Source organism: Arthrobacter sp. 49Tsu3.1M3, assembly GCF_900168135.1.
In the GTDB taxonomy this organism is placed as follows: Bacteria; Actinomycetota; Actinomycetes; order Actinomycetales; family Micrococcaceae; genus Arthrobacter.
The window spans coordinates 1-20,083 of the sequence record NZ_FUZD01000027.1 but is presented as its reverse complement, the minus strand read 5'-3'; the positions used below and the strand labels follow the sequence as shown (position 1 = coordinate 20,083).

Annotated in this window: 18 protein-coding genes; 10 read left to right on the top strand and 8 right to left on the bottom strand. The window is 61.1% G+C overall.

The annotated features are described in order from the left end of the window. The first annotated feature begins 14 nt into the window (after nt 1-14). From B5X90_RS19360 to B5X90_RS21075, 7 genes are all read left to right on the top strand, one after another. On the top strand, nt 15-449 hold the full coding sequence (locus B5X90_RS19360) for a flagellar hook assembly protein FlgD (protein WP_079555539.1): 435 nt from the start codon (nt 15-17) through the stop codon (nt 447-449). Between the two features lie 31 nt (nt 450-480). Beyond that, on the top strand, nt 481-1,647 hold the full coding sequence (locus B5X90_RS19355; protein WP_079555538.1) for a flagellar hook protein FlgE: 1,167 nt from the start codon (nt 481-483) through the stop codon (nt 1,645-1,647). An 828-nt stretch (nt 1,648-2,475) separates the two neighbouring features. Continuing rightward, a complete protein-coding gene (locus B5X90_RS19350) occupies nt 2,476-3,693 on the top strand; it encodes a tyrosine-type recombinase/integrase (RefSeq protein WP_143264829.1) in 1,218 nt (405 codons plus the stop codon). Next, the gene (locus B5X90_RS19345; protein WP_079555536.1) at nt 3,693-5,390 is read left to right on the top strand and encodes a hypothetical protein; all 1,698 of its coding nucleotides are present in this window, start codon (nt 3,693-3,695) and stop codon (nt 5,388-5,390) included. Before B5X90_RS19350 ends, B5X90_RS19345 begins: the two co-directional genes overlap by 1 nt. Then, a complete protein-coding gene (locus tag B5X90_RS19340; protein WP_079555535.1) occupies nt 5,383-7,602 on the top strand; it encodes a hypothetical protein in 2,220 nt (739 codons plus the stop codon). Before B5X90_RS19345 ends, B5X90_RS19340 begins: the two co-directional genes overlap by 8 nt. Further along, the gene (locus B5X90_RS19335) at nt 7,589-8,047 is read left to right on the top strand and encodes a hypothetical protein (RefSeq protein ID WP_143264828.1); all 459 of its coding nucleotides are present in this window, start codon (nt 7,589-7,591) and stop codon (nt 8,045-8,047) included. The genes B5X90_RS19340 and B5X90_RS19335 overlap by 14 nt, the downstream gene beginning before the upstream one ends. A gap of 549 nt (nt 8,048-8,596) precedes the next feature. Continuing rightward, nucleotides 8,597-10,771, top strand: coding sequence for a hypothetical protein (locus tag B5X90_RS21075; RefSeq protein WP_143264827.1), 2,175 nt, complete (start codon nt 8,597-8,599; stop codon nt 10,769-10,771). Between the two features lie 52 nt (nt 10,772-10,823). On the opposite strand, the gene B5X90_RS19320 is transcribed toward B5X90_RS21075, so the two are convergent. Then, nucleotides 10,824-11,981: a hypothetical protein gene (locus B5X90_RS19320; RefSeq protein WP_143264826.1), complete on the bottom strand. Its 1,158-nt coding sequence runs from the start codon at nt 11,979-11,981 to the stop codon at nt 10,824-10,826. On the opposite strand from B5X90_RS19320, the gene B5X90_RS21745 reads away from it, so the two are divergent. Next, the gene (locus tag B5X90_RS21745) at nt 11,974-12,099 is read left to right on the top strand and encodes a hypothetical protein (protein WP_256860342.1); all 126 of its coding nucleotides are present in this window, start codon (nt 11,974-11,976) and stop codon (nt 12,097-12,099) included. The genes B5X90_RS19320 and B5X90_RS21745 overlap by 8 nt on opposite strands. 241 nt (nt 12,100-12,340) lie before the next feature. Here B5X90_RS21745 and B5X90_RS19315 read toward each other — a convergent pair whose 3' ends face one another. The 7 genes from B5X90_RS19315 to B5X90_RS19285 form a co-directional block, all read right to left on the bottom strand. After that, nucleotides 12,341-12,943, bottom strand: coding sequence for a recombinase family protein (locus B5X90_RS19315; protein WP_079555530.1), 603 nt, complete (start codon nt 12,941-12,943; stop codon nt 12,341-12,343). A gap of 221 nt (nt 12,944-13,164) precedes the next feature. After that, nucleotides 13,165-13,491, bottom strand: a complete 327-nt coding sequence (locus B5X90_RS19310; RefSeq protein WP_079555529.1) for a DUF6572 domain-containing protein — start codon at nt 13,489-13,491, stop codon at nt 13,165-13,167. 171 nt (nt 13,492-13,662) lie between these two features. Continuing rightward, nucleotides 13,663-14,856, bottom strand: a complete 1,194-nt coding sequence (locus B5X90_RS19305) for a LysM peptidoglycan-binding domain-containing protein (protein WP_079555528.1) — start codon at nt 14,854-14,856, stop codon at nt 13,663-13,665. Continuing rightward, nucleotides 14,853-15,377, bottom strand: coding sequence for an RNA polymerase sigma factor (locus B5X90_RS19300; RefSeq protein WP_079555527.1), 525 nt, complete (start codon nt 15,375-15,377; stop codon nt 14,853-14,855). Before B5X90_RS19300 ends, B5X90_RS19305 begins: the two co-directional genes overlap by 4 nt. Nucleotides 15,378-15,738: 361 nt before the next feature. Continuing rightward, complete coding sequence (ctlX, locus tag B5X90_RS19295; RefSeq protein WP_079555526.1) at nt 15,739-16,674, bottom strand: citrulline utilization hydrolase CtlX; 936 nt, start codon at nt 16,672-16,674, stop codon at nt 15,739-15,741. 6 nt (nt 16,675-16,680) lie between these two features. Continuing rightward, a complete protein-coding gene (locus B5X90_RS19290) occupies nt 16,681-17,712 on the bottom strand; it encodes an ornithine cyclodeaminase (protein ID WP_079555525.1) in 1,032 nt (343 codons plus the stop codon). 164 nt (nt 17,713-17,876) lie between these two features. Beyond that, nucleotides 17,877-18,308, bottom strand: coding sequence for an Lrp/AsnC family transcriptional regulator (locus tag B5X90_RS19285; RefSeq protein ID WP_079555571.1), 432 nt, complete (start codon nt 18,306-18,308; stop codon nt 17,877-17,879). Between the two features lie 297 nt (nt 18,309-18,605). Here B5X90_RS19285 and B5X90_RS19280 point away from each other — a divergent pair, with 297 nt between their 5' ends. Further along, nucleotides 18,606-19,532, top strand: a complete 927-nt coding sequence (locus B5X90_RS19280; RefSeq protein WP_079555524.1) for an ABC transporter substrate-binding protein — start codon at nt 18,606-18,608, stop codon at nt 19,530-19,532. Beyond that, nucleotides 19,529-20,083, top strand: a 555-nt coding sequence (locus tag B5X90_RS19275; RefSeq protein ID WP_372702902.1) for an ABC transporter permease subunit, incomplete at its 3' end; no start/stop codon positions are given. The genes B5X90_RS19280 and B5X90_RS19275, both read left to right, overlap by 4 nt.

Genomic DNA, 20,083 nt, shown 5'->3' with positions numbered 1-20,083 from the left:
AAGGAACGCGACTTATGACGATTCAGCCGATCGCATCCCAGCCGGTAACGGCGGCGGGGGAGGCCACCCAGGCCTCTGCCGTGCGGACACCCTCGCAGACCATGGATGCCAACGTGTTCATGTCCCTGCTCGTGACGCAGCTCAAGAACCAGAACCCGAGCGCGCCCATGGACACCAACCAGATGATGAGCCAGACCCTCCAGCTCTCCATGATGGAAAAAATGACCGAACTGACCACCAGCAGCAAGGAGGGCTTCTCCCTCCAGATGCGGACGGCGGCGGCCCAGCTGATCGGACACTCGGTCGGCTACACCCTCGCGGACGGCACCACCGGGACCGGCGTCGCCAGTTCCGTCAGCTATGCGGGATCGGTTCCGTCCGTCACGATCGGAGACCTTTCCGTTCCCCTCGACTCCATCACCGGGCTTACCGCTCCGGCCGCTTCCTAACCAGTTCTTCACCCGTAGAAAGGCAGTTCCCATGCTCCGCTCGCTGTACTCCGGAATCTCGGGCCTCCGCGCCCACCAGACCATGCTGGACGTTACTGGCAACAACATCGCCAACGTCAACACCGCAGGCTTCAAGGCCTCCTCCACCCAGTTCCAGGACACCCTGTCCCAGCTGCAGCAGGGCGCCACCGGCCCGCAGGCCGCGACCGGCGGCAGCAACCCCGCGCAGATCGGCCTGGGCGTCCGGGTTGCCGGTGTCACCACCAACTTCTCCCAGGGCTCTTCGCAGAGCACCGGCCGGGCCACCGACCTGATGATCTCCGGGGATGGCTTCTTCGTTACCAGCAAGGGCGGCAGCCAGCTCTTCACCCGCGCCGGCGCGTTCAGCCCGGACGCAGCCAACCAGCTGGTAAGCCCCGACGGCGGCATCCTCCAGGGCTGGACCGCCACCAACGGTGTGATCAACGCGGGTGGCCCCGTGGGCGACATTACGCTGAACCCCAACACCATGGTGGCCAAGAAGACCGACACGGTGACGCTGGACGGAAACCTGCCCAGCGACGCCGTCGACGGCACCAAGTTGGACCGCCTCGTCAAGGTTTACGACGCCGCCGGCACCGAACGCAGCGTGTCAATGACCTTCACCAAGGCCGGAAGCTCCTGGAACATCGCGGCCGACGACAACGGCACCACAGCCACCGGGTCTGTGACCTACACGAACGGCAAGCCCACCGCCGGCGGCAACGTCACCGTCAACGGCATCACCATCGATGTCTCCAAGGTTTCCGGCTACGCCGCCATGAGCTCGCTGACCGTCAGCGGCCAGAACGGTGCCCCCGTGGGCAAGCTCGAGTCCTACACGCTGGGCAGCGACGGCTCCCTGGTCGGGTCGTTCAGCAACGGCATCAAGCAGGTCCTCGCCAAGATCGCCCTCGCCAAGTTCACCAACCCGGCCGGCCTGGAGAAGGCCGGCGGCTCCTCCTACGTCGCAACCGGCAACTCCGGCGGCGTGCAGCTCGGCGCTGCGGGCGACCCCGGCCTCGGCACCCTGACCGGCGGCTCGTTGGAAATGTCGAATGTGGACCTGTCCCAGGAATTCACCAACCTGATCGTTGCGCAGCGCGGTTTCCAGGCCAACGCCCGCATCATCACAACCTCGGATGAGGTCCTCCAGGAACTGACCCAGCTCAAGCGCTAAAATTGCGGAACAACTGGCTGTCTCCTGCATGGCTGCCGCCGGTGGCCCAGGCTCTGCTTAAGTGCGGAGCCGGGCTGTCTCCTGTATCCCTGCCCGGGCCTGCGGAGCAATGTCTGCGGGCCCGGCCCGGGATCGACGTACGAGCTGCCGCTTGTTGGGTGGAGACGCAGAGGAGAACGCCGACACCGGTGCCCGGGTCTCTGGCGGGGCGGGCCGTTGCTGCGTGAGCCGCGTCTTCGTCAGTCAGGCAGGCATTTGGACCGTCGAAGCTCCAGCCGTGCGGCGGGCAAACGAAACCGGAAACAGAACGCACGGTACCAGACGCCTACAGCAGGCTTTCTGCGACAGGAGCCCACAGGTCCGCAGGCTGACAGTCAGTGGGGTGGACTTGGCGAAGACAACCTGGCAACTATTAGAGCAACGACGCCTTGAGCCCCCGGCGAAGTGCCGGACGCATCGATTGCTTGACACATCAGATAGCCTAATTTTGTCACCACACCCTTCCGCAGTTCCCTCTGGAGTCTCTGGCCGGGGGAGGAAGGATGACAAAGATGGCCGTGCCTCTGAGCCTGGCCTGTGAACTGAATAGCAGGGGTGCCGTCCCGCCTGCCCGCGCAGTTCATCGCGGCAAAATCCGCCGGAGTCGCAGCCGGTGCGGAGCGCTACGTCGCGAGCATACGCCCCGAAGCCGCTAGCGTGGCACCCCGGACTTCGAGGGTCAGGGTCATATACGGCGGCCCATGGGACCCGGACGTCCTAGCAGACGTGCTGGGCGAGCGCCCCCATGACCTCCGCCCGGTTCCGTCACCGGTCCTGACCGTTGACGGCTTGGTCGAAGAGGACGCCACAGCGTGGCTCGCCTATGTCTGCGCCAAAACCGGCGGGACCACGACCGCGAAATCGTATGCGGAAAGTCTCGCTGTATATGCGTCGTTCCTTCTTGACCGAAATTGTTCACTCCGCGGTGCCACCAACGCTCACATAGTCGCCTACGTCAAGTACCGTACGGTCGACGACGATACCCGGGTCTCCGGCAATACCTGGTACGGCGACCGAAACGTGATCAGGGGGTTTCATGAGTGGCTCCGCGAAACCCACGAAATAGAGCTGCCGTTCACCCTGGACGTCGTCCATACCCCCAACGGGCCGAAGCTCTCAATGCGGGAAGGACGAAATGTCGCCCGCAAGAGTGCCGACGGTACGCCTTTAGAACCCCCGTTGGTCGCGGAATTGCTGGCCGCGGCCTGGCGCGCGGGGCCAGACGGCCGGACTGTAGCGACCAACCGGACCGGGGGCCGGGACGCAGCCTTTATCAGTCTCGGTTTGGCCTGCGGTGCACGTGCCTACACCCTGACACATCTGACGATCTACGAACTTCCGGACCTGAGCCTGCCCGGGGATCTCATCGAAATGAGACTTCCCGGCGCAATCATGAAGAGGGGCCGGGAAGTCCGCCTGCCGGCCTTCCGTCACCACCTGCAACGGGTCCACGACTATAACCGTGGCGCGCGTCGCATGCTGCTGCAGGGTTGGGAGCCAAAGGATCCGATTTACGTTGCGGAACCCCCCACCCCCGGCTTCCGCGGAATCGTCGACACCAAAGGTATTGAACGGCCCTTTAATTCCATGACAGCCGATGAACGCCGGCGCCTTCTGACCCAGGACGGCGAACCGGCCCTTCTGTTCCTCTCGACTACCGACGGTGCGCCGCTGTCCTACGTAACAGCCAGGGAAATCACCAGTGACGCGTCCCGGATCGCCGAAACAAACGCCCTCGCCAACGGGCGTGCTTTCCCCCACGTTCACACGCATGACCTTCGCCATACGTACTCCACCCATTTGGCAGCACTCTTCATTCTCGGAGTCCCCACCAGTGCCGGCCGGGACATGCACGGCAGGCCGCACCGTGTCGACATCCGGAGCGCCGTGCAGATGGCAAGCATGGCCCTTGGCCACGCAAATGAAGCCACAACAACCCTGTACATCCAGCAGGTAGGGATGATGATCCTACGCTACGGAGTCGACGATTTCCTGGGAAGGAACTAATGGCCACTCGCAACGATCGCCACGTACCCCGTCGACGCATAGCGGACGACCGCGGCGTCCACATCAACTTCATCACCGACGCTGAAATTTACGAGTCGGGGCAGATCGCCATTCGGACGCGCGGAAGCAAAACCCCCACTGTGTTCAAGTCGCTCGGCACGACCGCGGCTGCCGGACAACTTACCCAAGGGCTCCTGCGACGGCTCCATATTGCAGGAGGAACCTGGACATCCGCTGAAACGCTGAAAAGAGTTTATGGTTTGAGTCGGAAATTTCTGGTCTGGCTCGGCACGGAGCACAGCATCTTCGACTTGAGCCATCCCTCGCTCATCCCGGCCCTTGTCTGGGTGGGCGTTATCTGTACAGGTTCTAACGGAGCCGAACAGCGGAATCTCCGGACGTTCCTCGCCGACATACTCCCCGAGGTCCGCGCTGACGGGGAGATGTACCGTGGGTACTTGCATGGGCGGACACTCCCCGTCGACGAGCACCACGTGCAAGGCTACGCCCCTGAGGTCGCAGACAAGATAGAGAGCGTGGCCCGGCGGCGCGTCGGCGCCTGGTACGTCCGGCATCGCGAGGCAGTCCGCACAGCACTGGCAGGCCTTCCCGACGACTGGCTCCACGTCGACGCCGCACTCCTGATTCCGGATCCAACGGAGGAAAGATGCCCGCCACAATTCGCCGTCAAGGAAGCCGACTTGGCAGCGGCCATGGTGCTGCTGGCCCTCGTTGACGACGAGGGCCCCAACCTGGCGATCATCCAGTCCTACACCTGCGATTCCGTCGAACGGGCCGGAAACGACGCAAGCTTCGTCACTGGAGTTAAGGCGCGCAACCGACAGATCCCAAGGACACCGGCACCAGCAGGCGGCCTCTACAGCTACGGCGGCCTGCTGGAGTTCCTCACCGCTGCCACTCGCGTCGACCGCTTGTTCCGGAACCACAGCCTCGACTTCAACCGTCTCCTTTTCGTGGCGACCGGCTCTCCAAGGGTCATGAATCGGGACGACGTCGCTAAATGGTGGCTAAGGAACGCCCACCAGTGGGATCTCCCAGGGATCCCTTTTCCGAGGCTTTCCTTCCAACGGCTAAGGAAGGCCGCGGTCCTCCGCGGGCAACGCCGAGGACACCCTGTTATCGGTCAGACGCCCGCGACGGCCAGGCTGTACCTCGCCGATGCCCTTCCCGATGTCATCCTCATCCCGGGACTGCTGAACACGCAAGGCAGCGTAACCGACTACTGGCGTTTGAAAACCGCGTCAATTGGGCAGGCGGAGCCCTCCATCGAAGAAGCGACCGACGGTGCCAGCAAGCATGAAGAGCTCGAACCCCTCCTCCGTGCGGAAGCGGTCATGGACGTCGGCGTCGCCGCATGCGCAAGCAACGGCAGATCTCCCAAAAACAACGACAAGCCGTGCGGACTTGGGCCGGTCGCCTGCTTCGTGTGTCCCAACGGCTACCGTATCCCGGAGATCATACCCGGCCTTCTCGCCATGGTGGAGTTTACCGAGGACATCCGCCGATACGAGCCAGAGGAATGGGTTTCAGGCGAAGCTCCCGTCCTCAACTCCCTTGCAAAAAAGGCCCTCGACCAGTTTCCCCGTCACCTTGTCTCCGCTGTCCCGCCCGATGAAGTTGCGAACAGCCGGGTGTTAATCGCATGCATCTACCTGGAGGGCCGCAGCAATGACTGATTTCGACGCCAAGATCACGGCCCTTCGGGTCAAGGGTAACGCTCCTACCCTGGCCGATACGGTCGACCTTCGCGAACTGATTCCGAGCGCTGCCGGGGTCAAGGATCCAATCCGCCACAGCGACACCATGTGGAACTTCAAGGGCTACCCGCTGGTTAACCAGCAGTCCGTCAGTCTGGATTTCACCGGGATTCCTCCGCGCTGGAGAAACGTCGTCAAAGACTGGACACTGCTGCGGCTCAACCCCGTGCTGGCCGAGAACGGGAAGTCGGGGCTTCTGACCACGAACGTCATGGCAGCCGCCGCTGCCGCTGATAAACCGCTTAAACTGCCCAGTCTTGTCGCATATGTCCTCTCGTTCGCAATCACGCTAACGATCATCGACCGGGATTTCGGCGAGCGTCTGGGCCCGGCAGACTGGGCATCCTTTGCCCGCACGATCGCAGTCGAGAACCCCAGAGCCCAAGCCGTTACGCTGGCCGGCTATGTCCGACCACTCCAGTCTTTGTGGGCTTGCCGGGGCCTGCTCCGCATGCCGGACATGTTCGGCGGTAGGCCCTTTGAAGGCCGGACCCCGGACGACGTGTTCGCGGTGCCGCAGCGTGACCTCAACGTGGAGCGCCCAGCGCCCGACATCTGTGGACCCCTCCTGGGAATGTCGTTGTGGATTATGGACCACTGTACCGAAGACATTGTCTCCAGACTGGAGAAACTCGCCTCAGTGCCCGACCTGCGTGACCGGCCCCGGGAGGAACAAGTGGAAACAGTCAGACATGTGCTGCTGGAGTGGGAGAGGACCGGTCGTCCACTTCCCGGGGTGACCAGTCTGCGCGGCAAGAACCTTACGCCGGCATGGGCAACGTTTGTGAAGCTGGCAGGCTGCTCGTCCGAGGAACTGAAAAATCCCACCGGAGACATCAAGAAACTATTCGACAGACTGCGTCAGGACCTGGGAGTCTCCGTGTTAGAGGACGGCTTCAACTTGCCAATATCCGAAGTTCCGGGGACCGACGGCAACATGCATCCGTGGACCGAGGGCCTCGCTCCGACACGCTACGGTCTCGGGCTCGACTACTGGGCAGGCATGCTGGCGTACTGCTGTGCGATGGTCATCACGATGCTGACCACGGTGCGGGAACGCGAGCTCGCCGCAATACCTCACGACTGTCTCTTTGAGGCAGCATACGACCGCGGCGACCTTGATGTACCTGTGAACAAGATGCGGGGGTACCTGGTTAAGAACAGGACCGAGCCGACGCCAACATCCTGGGTGATTGGCGACGATGTCGTCCGGGCCGTCACGATCATCCACAGACTGAAGGCGGCCCTGCGGCTCCAGCACCGAAAACATCCCCTGACAGGACAAAATATCCTGCTCCACCCTGGCTTGGGGCGCGGGCCGGGAGAACAGCGTGGCGACACGCTCCGGCTCTCTGCGCGGTACCTGGAGAAGTTTGAAGGCAGCGGAGCATATCTCGCCCGGCGGGGTCTAATCGCGCCATTGCCGCCCCTGCCGAGATGGCTTGCGCATCGAACATTGCGGATCACCGGGCTCGAGGCGTATGCCAGCCAGGCATGGGGTGATGCGCTGGCTGCTGCACAGGGAAAATGGTCCAACCGCACCGTCGCCGAGGGATACCTGGGACACCTTCCCCGCTCCATCTACATTGCCGATCCCGAATCTGTGGAAGAGGTGCGACACCTCGGGATCGGCCAGGCCTTGGTCGACGTCGCCCGGGACGCCGATCAAGACCCATCGAACGTCGCGGGCAACGGCTGGGCCCGTCTGGAAAATGTCATCGCCGACGAGCACGAACTCCTCACGGGGCCAGTCACCAACCGTCAAATGATGCAGATCGCCAAACGTAACCCGAACATCTTCGTGGGCGAACATACGATCTGCGTTTTTGGGCCCGGAGGCATGTGCGGGAACGCGGAGCAAGCCGAATTCAAGCTCTGCCACCCTTTCGCGTGCCGAAACTCGGCCACCACCCGGGTCCAGCGAGCCCGGCTCGAACTACGCCGCAGAGGCTGGAAGAACTTTACGGGCGTGTTCGAAAGGGCACGTCTGAAGATCGAGGCGGATGTACCGGGCCTCGTCGAAGAATTTGCCGCCGTGGAGGACCGGGAACTCCGTAATCTCATCCTGGCCGATCTGCCCGGCCGCGCCGCGCACGGAATCGAACACGGCGAAGACCATGAACAACCGTGACATGGCTTTGGCCATCACCAGCGTGCTGAGGACTGGGGAAGCCCTTCCGGTGCCCCTCCGCGCGCTCATTGCAGCCATTCTTATCTGTGAACGGGGCGGGGCGCCAAGCCGACTCGGCATGTCCAAAGTCGGAGGATTTTCCTACGGCAGCTCGCAGAAACACTATGCAGACTTTCTGACTTCACTTGTCGAAGACCTGCCCGCGGCTGTGGCCGACATGACCTCGAACACCACGGACCCCGTTTTGGCCGCAAATTTGCTGTCCGATCTGCAGGAACGTGACTCCACCATCCGCGACTTGCGCAGCGAATTGGCGGTGCTGTCTCAGCGGCATGAGCACCTCCGCCGCTATGCACTCGCCATGCACGAAAGAATTCGGGCGATCGACGCCCAAGCCGCCGTCGAGTCCGGAAAAAAAGTCAGTCCCCTTCATCCCCTGCTGTAGCCCGGGATGCTGGAGCCGCATCCACTATTCCCCCAGGATTCGCAAGTGGGTCGACCGCAGAGGTCCTCTCAGCCTGCCGATACAGCGTGGCACGGGGTAAGCCGTCTTGGCTGTTATCTGTGCCATGGAGGTCCTTTGTCTCGGAGTAGGGCCTCCCTAGCGGTCAGGATCCACTAGGGAGGCGGCCAGCCGCCACGCCCATACGCTGTAGCCACGGCGTTGGCGTCGGCTGATCGTTCTGTTGAGTAGGTGCGTTCCATCTGACCAAAGAGGGCCAAGTACTGGCATCTCAAATACGATCGATTAGTGAGACAGGCGGTGGCTCGCCCGGGACTTCAGGAGTTTCCGGCGCCACAAGGGCCGCCGCTGGCTCGAAATGCCGTCCAACAACAGGCAGCCTGACAACAGCGAATTGTTCGGGATTGAGAGAACGTGGGAGGGTTGCTGGCTGTCGGATACGCCAGCGCTGTCCGGAGGGCTCCGCCTGTCCCCAAATGGACACAGCCTTCAATTGAGCAGAGTGTCTGGCTGGGTCAGTACGATCACAGCATGACGATTGAGATGGCGGAAGCCCGCGGTACGGTCACGGTCCGACCCTGGCGGGTTGGCCTGCTGATCGATACCCACTCGCCGGCCGAGGTCCGAGAAACCATCATGAACCTCAGCTCTGTATGGGGCGGACGTTCCATGCCAATTTTCGATAAAAACATCGCCATCACCGAACTGGAGAAGCTCGGTGAAATGTTCGGCGTCGACTCGTTGTACGCCGACACCACGGAAGGACCCCTTGCCGAGTTCCTGAGGAAGCCAGGATGGGCTTGGCAAGGACGTGCCCAATGGGGACCCTTCGGCAGCGAAGAAGATGGCACGTTTCGTAAGGGGCTGCTTCCGCTACGGGAACTTCTCGACCCATCGAGCGAGCTTGTCCTGCCGGGTTGGTCCGCCGACGATCCTGACGATTTAGCATTTGCCGCCATGTGGGGCCTCCCGGACAGGATTGGTAGTCCTTGTGAGACACGGCCCCACATGGATCTGCTTTCAAACACACATCCAGGTGCAGCCGAACTCGGAGTGCTAGCAGCCACGATGCTTCACATCAATACTGATCGCATGGGCGGCCGCGGAACTCGGGACGGCATATGCATCCTACGTTCCGACCGCCCCGAGGACATCGTCAGCTACTGGAATATGCGGGCGCTGGGCGGCTCTGTCATAGGCATTCCTTCGGAAGGGATGCCAGAGCTAATAGACCTTTTGCTCTCTCAACCACTACCCAGCTACAACGTGGGAACCGAAGGCAGCGACACTAGGCAAGAAGCACTGTATGTCTTCGGAGGTGATAACGCATCACCTGAGGTAGCAAAGGCGATCGAAGATGCTGCCCACTCCACGCACAGAGTGGTTCACTCTCTTTCGCCAGAGTTCGCGTCACCGTTTGTCTTTGAGGGACTGCAGACCGAGTTCAAGCGAACCGTCCGAGTGGACTTTCGACCTGCGTCTCACGGGATCGACGTCGACCTTCCTCGGCTGCCGCTGGTTAGTAAACCTGGCCGCTCATTCGGCCGCGGCATCGTGGCGGCCGAAGTGCAGCTGCGGGAGGTCCGTGGCCAGGATCCCCGGTTTACAGCACAGATTCCGCCGTACCGCCGGCATTCGGCCCTCCTCAGGCATCGCCAGGTGCACCAGACTGTCGACCACGTACGCTCCGGATATGAAGGCATGGTTTTCGGTCTGGATGTTACTTATGAGGACCTGCACGTTCCATTTGCATATAACCAAGACGTAATCAGGCTGCTGTTCGATAGCGAATCTGCAGAAGTGAGGCAGTCAGACGTCGGAAAATTCCAGGCCCGAGCCGCAGAAAAGTTCGGAGGTCCGTACAGCGGAACATTCAATCAATCCGGAGTGAGGGCAGCTGTGACACTGGCGGCCGGAAGACCGACCGGAGTATCACTCCCTCATCTGCGGAACACCGTTGAGAACGCGAGGGGAAACTGGCCCCACTCTGTGATGGATCACCATACATCTCCCCGGGACTACGCAATCCGGGCGGTGAACAACCTATTCCACAGTGGCCTTTTCGTCCCCACGCTGAAAGTCCATTGCAGCCACTGTCGGGTGGAGAGTCATGCCTCCGTGGACGGCCTAGGTCCAACTATGAATTGTGAGTTCTGCGGACAGGTCTACAACCTTGCACTGTCCCATAGCCTGTCCCAACCTGAGTGGCGCTACCGTCTGGCAGCACATCTCCGACCTGACCAAGTCGAGGCTCTCTTGCCGGCACTAGCGACGACCTCCCTGCTGCAGAAATTGCGTCATATCGAGGAACTTCCCCTACTGGTACTCGGATTAGAGATCACCTTGGAAGGAAGGAAGGTTGAGGCGGACATCGCTGCCTACTTCGGGGATCGGGAGTGGCTGGCGGTTTTGGGAGAGGTGAAGACCGGGAACAGAATTGATTCGAAGGACGTCGCAAACCTGGAGTTCCTTCGCGCAAGATTGCAAACCAAAAACGTTAGGTGCCTGCTACTTTTTGCGACGCTAAAAGACACGCTCTCTCCTGAAGAGCGTCGAGACCTGCGAGGGCTCGTTGAGCGGTCGACACTAATAAGGACCTCCAACGGCCGAAGTAGCCCTAACCTTCCCATGGTTCTGACCGGAATGGGGTCGGTAAAAAACGACCCTTTGTGCAGGGTCCGTCGCGAGCGTCCCGGCCAGTCATGATGTGGGTCCAGAGGTCATGCCAGGGCCATCAGAACCCGCCACAGCCTAATCCCTAATTGCGTTGCGCGCGCCGAGCTTTGCTCTCATGCATTTTGCGTCTCAGCTCGAACTTGGCCAATTTTTCAGGATGGGCGACGATGTCGAGGATATGTAGCCAGGCTACGTCCGCGAAATCGCCTGGGATGTCGCCATCATGGGCAGCTAGTAGTGCCCTGTCACGTTCGCTTGGCTGGTCGAAGCCGTGAAGGCTGTTCCGGACGAGTTGAAGCCACTCTGTGGCGGCGTTTCTTCGTTCTGTCGAGATCGGGGATCCGTTTTTGTCGGGCAGCAGGATGGGGCTCCCACCGTCATCGCCTGCAGTGAAGAAACCGTCTTCCAGGGATTTGACTGCCCGAACGGCCCTCTCCGCTCGTTTGAGAAATACATCATGAAGCTCTGCCGGTAGGGTCGATCGAAGTCTTTCGACGATGGCCTCGAGGGAATTAAGGCCGACTACGGTCTTCCATCGGTAGTTAGGAATGAGTCCTTCGAGTCTTTTCAGGAAAGTGAAAGTCAACGTGGTTCTGGCATGGTCATCGCGTGTCAATGTGAGAATCGATTGGCAGTCTCGGAACATTTGCTCAACGCTCAACAACCGCTCGGTGGCCTCGGCAGGGTTGAACACTTCACCGTCGAGGTAATTTGCTGGCTCCGTGATGATCGAAAAGAGAGTGCTAAGCCGCTCAACCCACCAGTGCGCTGCACGGATGTAGACCCGCGGATTGGTGGGCGGAATCAGATCCTCCTCGGCGGGCTTGCGATCCGGGGAGAGAAGCTGGATCTTGTCCCGGGCCAAAGATTCCTGGCCTGCCATGGCGTCGCCGAACAGCAGCAGGACCACACCTCCTGGCCGACCTATAGGGTATGCCCAGACAGCTGGACTGAGGCTTGCGCACATGCAGGCGAAGTAGGCAGAGAAGCCCAAAGAAGTGTCTGAGAAGAGGCCCTTTGATGACCTCGAAATCAGATTCTCAACTTTGAACGATTCTGCGCTGACGTTATCTTTCGTGGCCAGGAGCGTCCGGGCTGCCGTATACCGATAGCCCAATGTGTCCGATACTTCCACCAGGTAAACGGAAGGGTTGTCGGCAACGGGCAGAAGATATTCCGTGAAGGCCCTTTGGGTGATGAGTGCAGCTTCTTCGGCTGTTCGAGAGGCCGAGATGAGCATTCGCATGCTCATCAACATCGTGGCGGACTCTTCGGGAAAGAGCTCCACCAGCCTTGCTGTGAGCGCCTCTGGCGATGTTCCAGAGGTCCTCACCGCCTATGCCGTCGTGTCGCTTTAGTCGATGCATCCGAGTGTAGGCACCCTCTGAATGACCGTTCGTCCGATCGGCCATTTTGTATATGCGGAGAAGGTTGCCGTTGGTTCCGTGCACACCCTCTTGGCTTCCCATCATCCAAACGCCCGGTTCGTCGGTGGCCTCTACGGTCCAGCCGCATACACGCCCGACCTCAATAGGGTCTCCGCCCATCATCCAGTCGGGGAGTTTGACCTTGACCGGCTTTGCCTTGGGTCGCACTCGTTTACTCGACATGGGAGAACCCCTGATCTGTTGTCGTAGTGCGCTGGACGATGCGGTACACCGTACTTCTAGCGACTTTGAACAGTTCCGCGATTTCGGCGGTGGTGTGTTGTCCTCCCTCATATAGGGAGACGAGGTGGGCTTCCTGGCTCTTGCTGAGCTTGGGTTGCTTGCCGCGGAGCCGGCCTTTGGCTTTGGCGACCTGCATGCCTTCGCGGGTGCGGGCACGGATGAGGTCTGATTCGAATTCGGCGACCATGGCCAGGACGTTGAAGAGGAGTCGTCCGACAGGGTCGGTGGGGTCATGGATGGATCCGCCGATGCTGAGCTTCACGTTTCGTTTGGTGAGGTCTTCGATGATGTCCCTCGCGTCGGGCAGGGAGCGTGCGAGCCGGTCGAGTTTGGTGACGACGAGGGTGTCGCCGGCCCGGACGGCGGCGAGGGCTTCGCGGAGTCCGGGCCGTTCCGTGTTTCTGCCGGTCAGTCCGTGGTCGACGTAGATCCGGTCAGCGGGGACGCCGAGGGCGGCGAGGCCGTTGCGCTGCGCGGTCAGGTCCTGTTCGTTGGTGGAAACGCGGGCGTAGCCGATGATGTGCGCAGTCATGAGTGCAACTGTAGCGGTTGAGCGACCTAAGCGGGACAGTTTTGCGGGCGGGGTATACGCGAATCCAGGATCCCGGCATCTGTATGGGATTTTTCGCGACGGGGGAGCGGATCGAAGGTGTCGCGTTGGGGGACCGGCTTGCGGGACGACTTTGGAGGACCCTCTTCAGTCCACCCGCCTGAGGAGGACGTGCAACAGCGACACATTCCATGGCTCCGCTGTCAACCGAGGAGATTGACGATAAACCGGATGCCGTAATCGAGGAGACGCTCCGAAGCCACATCAATGAGCTCCTGAGCCTCTGCAGTGGGCGGGGTCGTGCAATCCAGTTGTATGCACAGAGGATTCCCGGCCGACTCTGGGTATGCGCGCAGCATTCCCTCATCGAGGATGAACATTGCGTAGTTGTTGATCTTCTCCCTCAGCTGCGTGAGTTGTTCGGGTGCGTGCGACCATGGACGGCCTTCGGTCATGATGAGTTTGTACTCGTTACGGGAGGGGTCGTGTGTGACGAGATCGATCACGTTCGGCTCATGGATTCCGGCCAAGTCAGCGCTCCTATCAACTAATTGTGGAAATGGTATTGACGTAATCGGTCTTGGTCCCAGAACCACCGACCGGCCGCGCATCCTACTGGTATGGGCGACACTCGCCGGGACACCTTAAATCATCCCTGTGAAGGAACCTTCACTGGGACACGCCGCTACCAGCCAGAGGCTTCATTGGTGGAGGGGTTTGGTCAGGTTCAGGCTGATGGTCTGGCCCGGGGCCAGCTCTCCGGAGGGCAGGTCTGTAAAGGTGTACCAGACGCGGTCTGTGCCGGTGAGTGGGCGGTTGGCCCATTCCAGATCGGGCATTCCGAAGCGGAGTGAGATCTGGCGTTCGGTGTCTCCGGGTGCGGTGGTGTAGGTCTGGGGGATGCCGTCTGCGTCGGCCGTGAAAGTGCCTTGGGCGCCGTAGATCTTCAGTTCTCCGGGTATCAGTCTCACTTTGGTCCCTGTGGGGATGGGCCGGTCCGCAGCCAGGGACGTGTTGTACTGCAGCAATTGTTCGGTGGTGCATCGGAATTTGTAACCGATGCTGTCGAATGAGTCGCCGTCGACGGTGGTGTAGAAGATGGTCTGGCCGGATGAATTGTTGACGGTTGTTCCTGTACCCGATCTGCTGTCGACGGGGTTCTTCTGCAGAGGGATGTGGTTTCCGGCGCGCACGAAGTAGGTGTTGCCCTTCTCGTACGCGTACGGGACTTTGTTTGCTTCGGCCAGTTGTTCCTGGGTGATTCCGAACCGGTAGGTGATCCCAGCAAGGGTGTCGTCTGGTTCGATCGTGTAACTCGTGGGGATGCCGTTCCCGTCGACGGCAGCCGTCCCCGCCGCTCCCTTGATGGGACCTGGAGCGGGGATCAGTCGAAGCTTCGTGTTGGGTGCCAGCACACTCCCGGGATGTAGCCCATTGAATTCGGCGAGTTCGTTATCGGTGAGGTGGAAGGATGCTGCGACTTCCGCTGGCGTGTCACCGGGGACTGTGGTGTAGTAGTCGACGTTCCCAAATGAATCGGTTACCGTCGGGCCCGTCAGGGAAGGCTTCCCCGGGCCGGAGGGTGTCGCCAGCGCGGTTGCGGTGGTCGACGGGGCTGCCGCCGTCTCGTCCGGATGCTCGACTAAGTCCGAGGCGATGACTATGCAGGACGCGACTGCAGCGGCCACAAGCCCGGCAGCGGCGAAAGGACGCCAGTGACGCTTGTCGGGTGCGCGATGGAAGTCGTGGACGGATCCCCCGACGGTCAGATACGTGACCTCGGGGTTTACGAAGGACAGGGACCGCTGGCGGCTGCGGATCAGTTCGTCCTCGGTTACGGTGAGTGCAGGATCGGCGGCTGAGAGCAGCTCGGCGACAGATTGGTCGTGACTCATTCTGTTGCTCCTTCTGGCATTGAGTGTTTCTGAAGTAGGCGGCCAAGTTCCTTGCGGGCCCGGTGCAGGCGCATTCGCACGGCAGTCGCCGATGTGTTGAGGAGCTGGGACACTTCGACGGAAGTCAGTCCGTCCCAGTACGTCAGCAGTAGAACCTCGCGCTCCTTCGGAGCCAAGTGGTCGATGGCCTCCAGGACGGTGGATTCTTCCGCAGATGTTTCATGGTTGCGCTCCAAACGCAAAGCCCCGATGAGTCCGGCAGACCGGGAAACTGACCTGTCATGGTTTCGGAGAACGTTCTTGGCCACGCCGAAAAGGACAACCGCCGAGAGGTCATCACCATGCCCGGACTTCTCCCACACGATCCTGAAAACCTCCGCGCAGAGGTCCTCCGCAGTAGCGGCCCCCTGCGTCCGGCGCCGAAAATAGCGATAGATACCGTCGTGGGCGGACGCGTGAGCGGCCAGGAACCGGGTTTCCCTCTCCAGATCCACACGTTCCCCGATCGTTTGCAAGCTCATGCCCTGTTAATGTCCGGCAGCCAACAAACTGTAACGAGAATTTCGATAACTTCTGTGACTGCGAAAACTAATTTGGCGAACTGAGATACTCGACCGCCGCGGAAACGGACAGCAGACCTCTTCAAAGGTGCGCCCTGACCTAGCTAAGGCGGTCGTCCGCTTATGCGGCACTCTGGCCTAGCAGTGGCCCTCTTGATGCCTACTCGTAACCTTGCGGCGATTTATCTGTCCGCAGCGGCCTAGTGCCCGGTAAAGGATCCCTTAACGGGGGTGGGCTTAGGGATATCCCTCGTTGAGATTCGATCCAGCCATTCGTATCCCTACATCCAGGGTCGGGGGTCAGGCCAGTGGAGGGAGTTGGTTATACCGCCACCGGTGCGGGCCGGGGGCTGAGGTGGATGCCGGCGATCATGCATCTGACTGAACCGCCTGCTAATTCGATGGTGGGGACGTCGACCGGGAGCAGGGTGCAGCTCTGCTGGATGAGGTCTTTCTGGGAGGTTGTCAGGCTGGCAAAGGCGCGGCGGGATAGTGCAAGCAGCCGCTGGCCCGGCGCCTGCAGTTCGATGGCGTTTCCGGCGAACTCATGGACCTGGTGGTTCGTCAGCGTGATCACGTCCCGCCCTCTGGTGGCCAGGCGTTCCGCCACCTCGCGGCGGCGGATGGTGGACTTGATCATGTCCAAGCCCACCAGGGCGAATTCGGTGGCGACGGACATCATGACGTTCGTGTGGTAGACCGCGGCCCCTGAAGAATCAGCGGCGTCGAACACCATTGGCTCATAGCCGAAGTTTGTGCAGAACCTTTCCAGAGCAACCGGATCGGCACGGTGGGATCGCGCCGCGTAGGCTACCTTGTCGACATGGTCCAGGACCATGGCGCCGGTGCCTTCGAGGAAGACCTGATCCTGTTCCAGTCCGGAGTAGTCGATCACGTCTTGTACGCGGTAGCGATTCTTGAGCAGCTCCAGGACGTCGGTTCGGCGCTCATGCCGGCGGTTCGGGGCGTACATCGGGAACACGGCAACGTGTCCTCCGGCGTGGGTGGAGAGCCAGTTGTTGGGAAAGACGCTGTCCGGACGTGTGTGTTCATGGTCGTCGAACATGTGGACGGTGATGCCGGCTCCCTCGAGTGCCTCGGCAAGGGCGGTCACTTCTTTGTAGGCGGCTGCGGCCAGTAGCTCCGGGCGCGTCGAGGCTTGTGTGGCCTGGAAGGTGTTGTCGGCGGCCGTGGCAGGGTTCGGCGTGAAGCGGCGTGGGCGGACGAGGATGACCGCGGACGGTGCCTGGGCGGACACAGCCGTTCAGGTCCCGACCGGGGAGAGGGCGCCCACGAGACCAAAGAGGTCCTTCGGGTCCTCCGGGTTGGCAACCAGATCAATCTCCTCGTAGTACTCCGTGCCGACGACAGCATCACGGATGTAACGCAGGGCGGAAAAGTCCTCGATGGCGAACCCGACCGAGTCGAAAATGGTGACCTGCTCGGCGGAGACCCGCCCAGGAGCCTGTCCCCGGAGGACCTGCCAGAATTCGGTAACCGCGAAGTCGGCCGGCATCTGCTGGATCTCGCCTTCAATCCGCGTCTGTGGGGTGAACTCGACGAAGACGTCACCGAGTTCCAGGACGGCGGCGTCGAGCTCCGTTTTTCCCGGGCAGTCCCCGCCGATAGCATTGATGTGAACGCCGGGTTCGATGACGTCCGCAGTGAGGATTGTCGCGTTCGCTTTATCGGCGGTGCAGGTGGTGATGATGTCTGCGCCCTGCACCGTGCCGGCTGCCGAGGAGGCCACTGTGATGTCAAAGCCGAGCGGGGTCATGTTGCGGACGAATTTCTCCAGCGCAGCCGGGTCCGTGTCCCAGATCTTCAGGGCGGTGATGCCCAGGGCGCTTCTGAAGGCCAAGGCCTGGAATTCGGATTGGCTTCCAGTCCCGATCATTGCCATGACGCTGGAATCGGGGCGGGCAAGCTTCCTTGCCACCATTGCGGAGGTCGCGGCGGTCCGCAGCGCGGTCAGCACGGTCATCTCGGTGAGGAACGTGGGGTAGCCGTTGTGGACGTCGGCGAGGACCCCGAAGGCGGTGACGGTCTGGAAGCCCCGGGCCGGGTTTGAGGGGTGCCCGTTGACGTACTTGAACCCGTAGGTTTCGTGATCGCTCGTGGGCATCAGTTCGATGACGCCGAAGGGGGTGTGGCTCGCAACCCGTGGCGACTTGTCGAAGCTCTCCCAGCGCCGGAAATCGCTTTCAAGGTATTCGATCATCCCGGCGATGATGTTTTCCGGACCATTGGCGGCAGCCCAGCGAACCATGTTGTGAACATCTACAAAGCGCGTCATTGCGCCTCCTTTTTTGCTTGTAAACACTTGTTGTCTACAAGGTATCGGGCGGCGATATGCAATAACAACGGATAAATTGCCCGCTCTCAGTCCGAAAGGTTTGCACATTGACGATCCCTATTTTGCAATGTGTAACTTTTCTCGTTTTCAGCAGGCACTAAGGACTAGCGCAGGACGGAGCTCAGCAGCAGGCTCGTTTCGCTGTTCACAATGCCTTCGACGCCGCGGATCCTCCCCAGCAGCTTGTCGAACTCGATGAGGCTTTCGGTGCGCACTTCGGCGACGAGGTCCCATCCGCCGTTGGTGGTGTGGAGTGCGCGGATTTCAGGGAAACCCCGCAACTGGCCGATGACGCGGTCAGTCGTCCGCCCTTCCACTGCGATGAGGGCCACGGCATGGATGGCAAGAGGATCCAGCTCGTTCCTCACCCTCACACTGAAGCCCACGATGGTTCCCGTGGCAATGAGCCGATCCAGACGGCTGTTGACCGTCGCCCTCGCCACCCCCAGCTGTCGCGCCAGGCTGGCCACGGACGCCCTCCCGTCCTCCCGGAGGGCGGACAGGAGCCTGCGATCAAGGTCAGTAAGGGCAGTCATCAACATAATGTAACATCAGGGTCATTAATATGCTCAGATTAAGAGCAAAAATTGTGTCTTTCGACAATTGATGATGCACATCGCTGCTCCGTAGAGTCGAAAGGACAACCGTTCACACGAGCATCCTCGGCGCAACGACGCGCTGCGGATGGTGATCCCCGGCTGCTGACGGTCCGGCAGCCGGCCACCAACTTCGGAGCGCTGTCACCCCTGTCCTGCCCATTGGCGTATACCCGTCGACGGTTTACCGTGCCCGCTGGATCTCTGGCGGTTCCCTCCACAAAGGTAATAATTCTGATGTCTACTTCTTCAACGATGACGTTGAGGCTCTCGGTAGTTGCCGCAACCGCGGTGCTGGCGCTGACCGCTTGCACCAATGCCTCGCAGAGCACCACCGCAGCCCAGCCGGGCCCTTCTGGTTTGGACGCCACATCGATCCAAAAGGATGAAGCCTTGGCCGGGCTGGTTAGCCCGGCGCTTAAGGCAAAAGGCGTCCTGACTGTCGGCTCCGACACGTCCTACGCCCCCGCCGAGTTCCTTGCAGCCGATGGCCAGACGCCCCAGGGGCATGACGTCGACATCGCCGAGGCGATCGGAGCCACCCTCGGGCTCGAAACCAAGGTGGAAACGGCCGAATTCACCGGAATTCTGCCGGCCCTGGGTCCCAAGTACGATCTGGGAATCTCCTCTTTCACAATCAACCCTGAGCGGGCCCATGCCGTTAACTTCGTCAGCTATTTCAACGCCGGATCGCTGTGGGCGGTCCAGAAGGGCAACCCGAAGAAGTTCTCCCTGGAAGAGATCTGCGGCAAGAAGGTGGGGGTTCAGACGGGCACTGTCCAGGAGACCCCGGATGTCTCCGAACGTTCGAGTAAGTGCGTAGCCGACGGCAAACCGGCGATCGACATCATCACCCTGAAGACCCAGACGGATGTCACCACCCGCCTCGTCAACGGCAGCATTGACGCCATGGCCGCGGACTCCCCCGCGATCGGCTACGCACTGTCGCAGACCGGAGGCCAGCTGGAGGTTCTGGGCGACGTCTACGATTCTGCACCGCAGGGCATCGCCATCGCGAAGTCGGATCCCGGGCTTTCGGAACTGGTCGGCAAAGTCATGAACAAACTCATCAAAGACGGAACCTACGGCAAAATCCTGGAAAAGTGGAACAACACGAAAGGCGCCGTGCCCGCGTCAGAAGTGAACCCGGTGGTGGCCAGTTGAGCACTTTGACCCAGAGCGGACGCTCCGTCCGCCCACCCGCGCCGGCGCCCGTCCCACCGGAACTGAACAAAGCAGTACCGGTCCGTTACCCCGGCCGCTGGATCAGCGCCGTGGTGATTCTTGGCGCTTTGGCTCTTTTCCTGCAGAGTCTCGTCACTAATCCCAACTTCCGCTGGGACGTCGTCGGCGCTTACATCCTGGATGTCAAGGTGGTCCAGGGCGTTGTCTGGACCCTGGTCCTGACGGTCGCCTCCATGGTCCTGGCCATTATCCTGGCCGTGCTGCTGGCCTTCATGCGGCAGTCAGAGAATCCTGTTTTCCGCTGGTCCAGCTGGACCTGGGTCTGGTTCTTCCGCGGCACCCCGGTCTACACCCAGCTGATTTTTTGGGGCCTGATCGCTGTCCTTTACCCCAAGATCAGTGCCGGCGTCCCGTTCGGTCCGGAGATGTTTAGCGTTGACACCAGCACCGTGGTTACGGCCACGGTGGCAGCCATCTTGGGGCTTGGCCTCAATGAGTCCGCCTACCTTGCAGAGATCTTCCGGGCCGGG

What these genes read in the sequence shown, in the direction of transcription:
- B5X90_RS19360 (WP_079555539.1), top strand. Translation starts at nt 15, where the DNA reads ATGACGATTCAGCCGATCGCATCCCAGCCGGTAACGGCGGCGGGGGAG.
- B5X90_RS19355 (WP_079555538.1), top strand. Translation starts at nt 481, where the DNA reads ATGCTCCGCTCGCTGTACTCCGGAATCTCGGGCCTCCGCGCCCACCAG.
- B5X90_RS19345 (WP_079555536.1), top strand. Translation starts at nt 3,693, where the DNA reads ATGGCCACTCGCAACGATCGCCACGTACCCCGTCGACGCATAGCGGAC.
- B5X90_RS19340 (WP_079555535.1), top strand. Translation starts at nt 5,383, where the DNA reads ATGACTGATTTCGACGCCAAGATCACGGCCCTTCGGGTCAAGGGTAAC.
- B5X90_RS19335 (WP_143264828.1), top strand. Translation starts at nt 7,589, where the DNA reads ATGAACAACCGTGACATGGCTTTGGCCATCACCAGCGTGCTGAGGACT.
- B5X90_RS21075 (WP_143264827.1), top strand. Translation starts at nt 8,597, where the DNA reads ATGACGATTGAGATGGCGGAAGCCCGCGGTACGGTCACGGTCCGACCC.
- B5X90_RS21745 (WP_256860342.1), top strand. Translation starts at nt 11,974, where the DNA reads ATGAGCATTCGCATGCTCATCAACATCGTGGCGGACTCTTCGGGAAAG.
- B5X90_RS19320 (WP_143264826.1), bottom strand. Translation starts at nt 11,981, where the DNA reads ATGCTCATCTCGGCCTCTCGAACAGCCGAAGAAGCTGCACTCATCACC.
- B5X90_RS19315 (WP_079555530.1), bottom strand. Translation starts at nt 12,943, where the DNA reads ATGACTGCGCACATCATCGGCTACGCCCGCGTTTCCACCAACGAACAG.
- B5X90_RS19305 (WP_079555528.1), bottom strand. Translation starts at nt 14,856, where the DNA reads ATGAGTCACGACCAATCTGTCGCCGAGCTGCTCTCAGCCGCCGATCCT.
- B5X90_RS19300 (WP_079555527.1), bottom strand. Translation starts at nt 15,377, where the DNA reads ATGAGCTTGCAAACGATCGGGGAACGTGTGGATCTGGAGAGGGAAACC.
- B5X90_RS19290 (WP_079555525.1), bottom strand. Translation starts at nt 17,712, where the DNA reads ATGACGCGCTTTGTAGATGTTCACAACATGGTTCGCTGGGCTGCCGCC.
- B5X90_RS19285 (WP_079555571.1), bottom strand. Translation starts at nt 18,308, where the DNA reads ATGACTGCCCTTACTGACCTTGATCGCAGGCTCCTGTCCGCCCTCCGG.
- B5X90_RS19280 (WP_079555524.1), top strand. Translation starts at nt 18,606, where the DNA reads ATGTCTACTTCTTCAACGATGACGTTGAGGCTCTCGGTAGTTGCCGCA.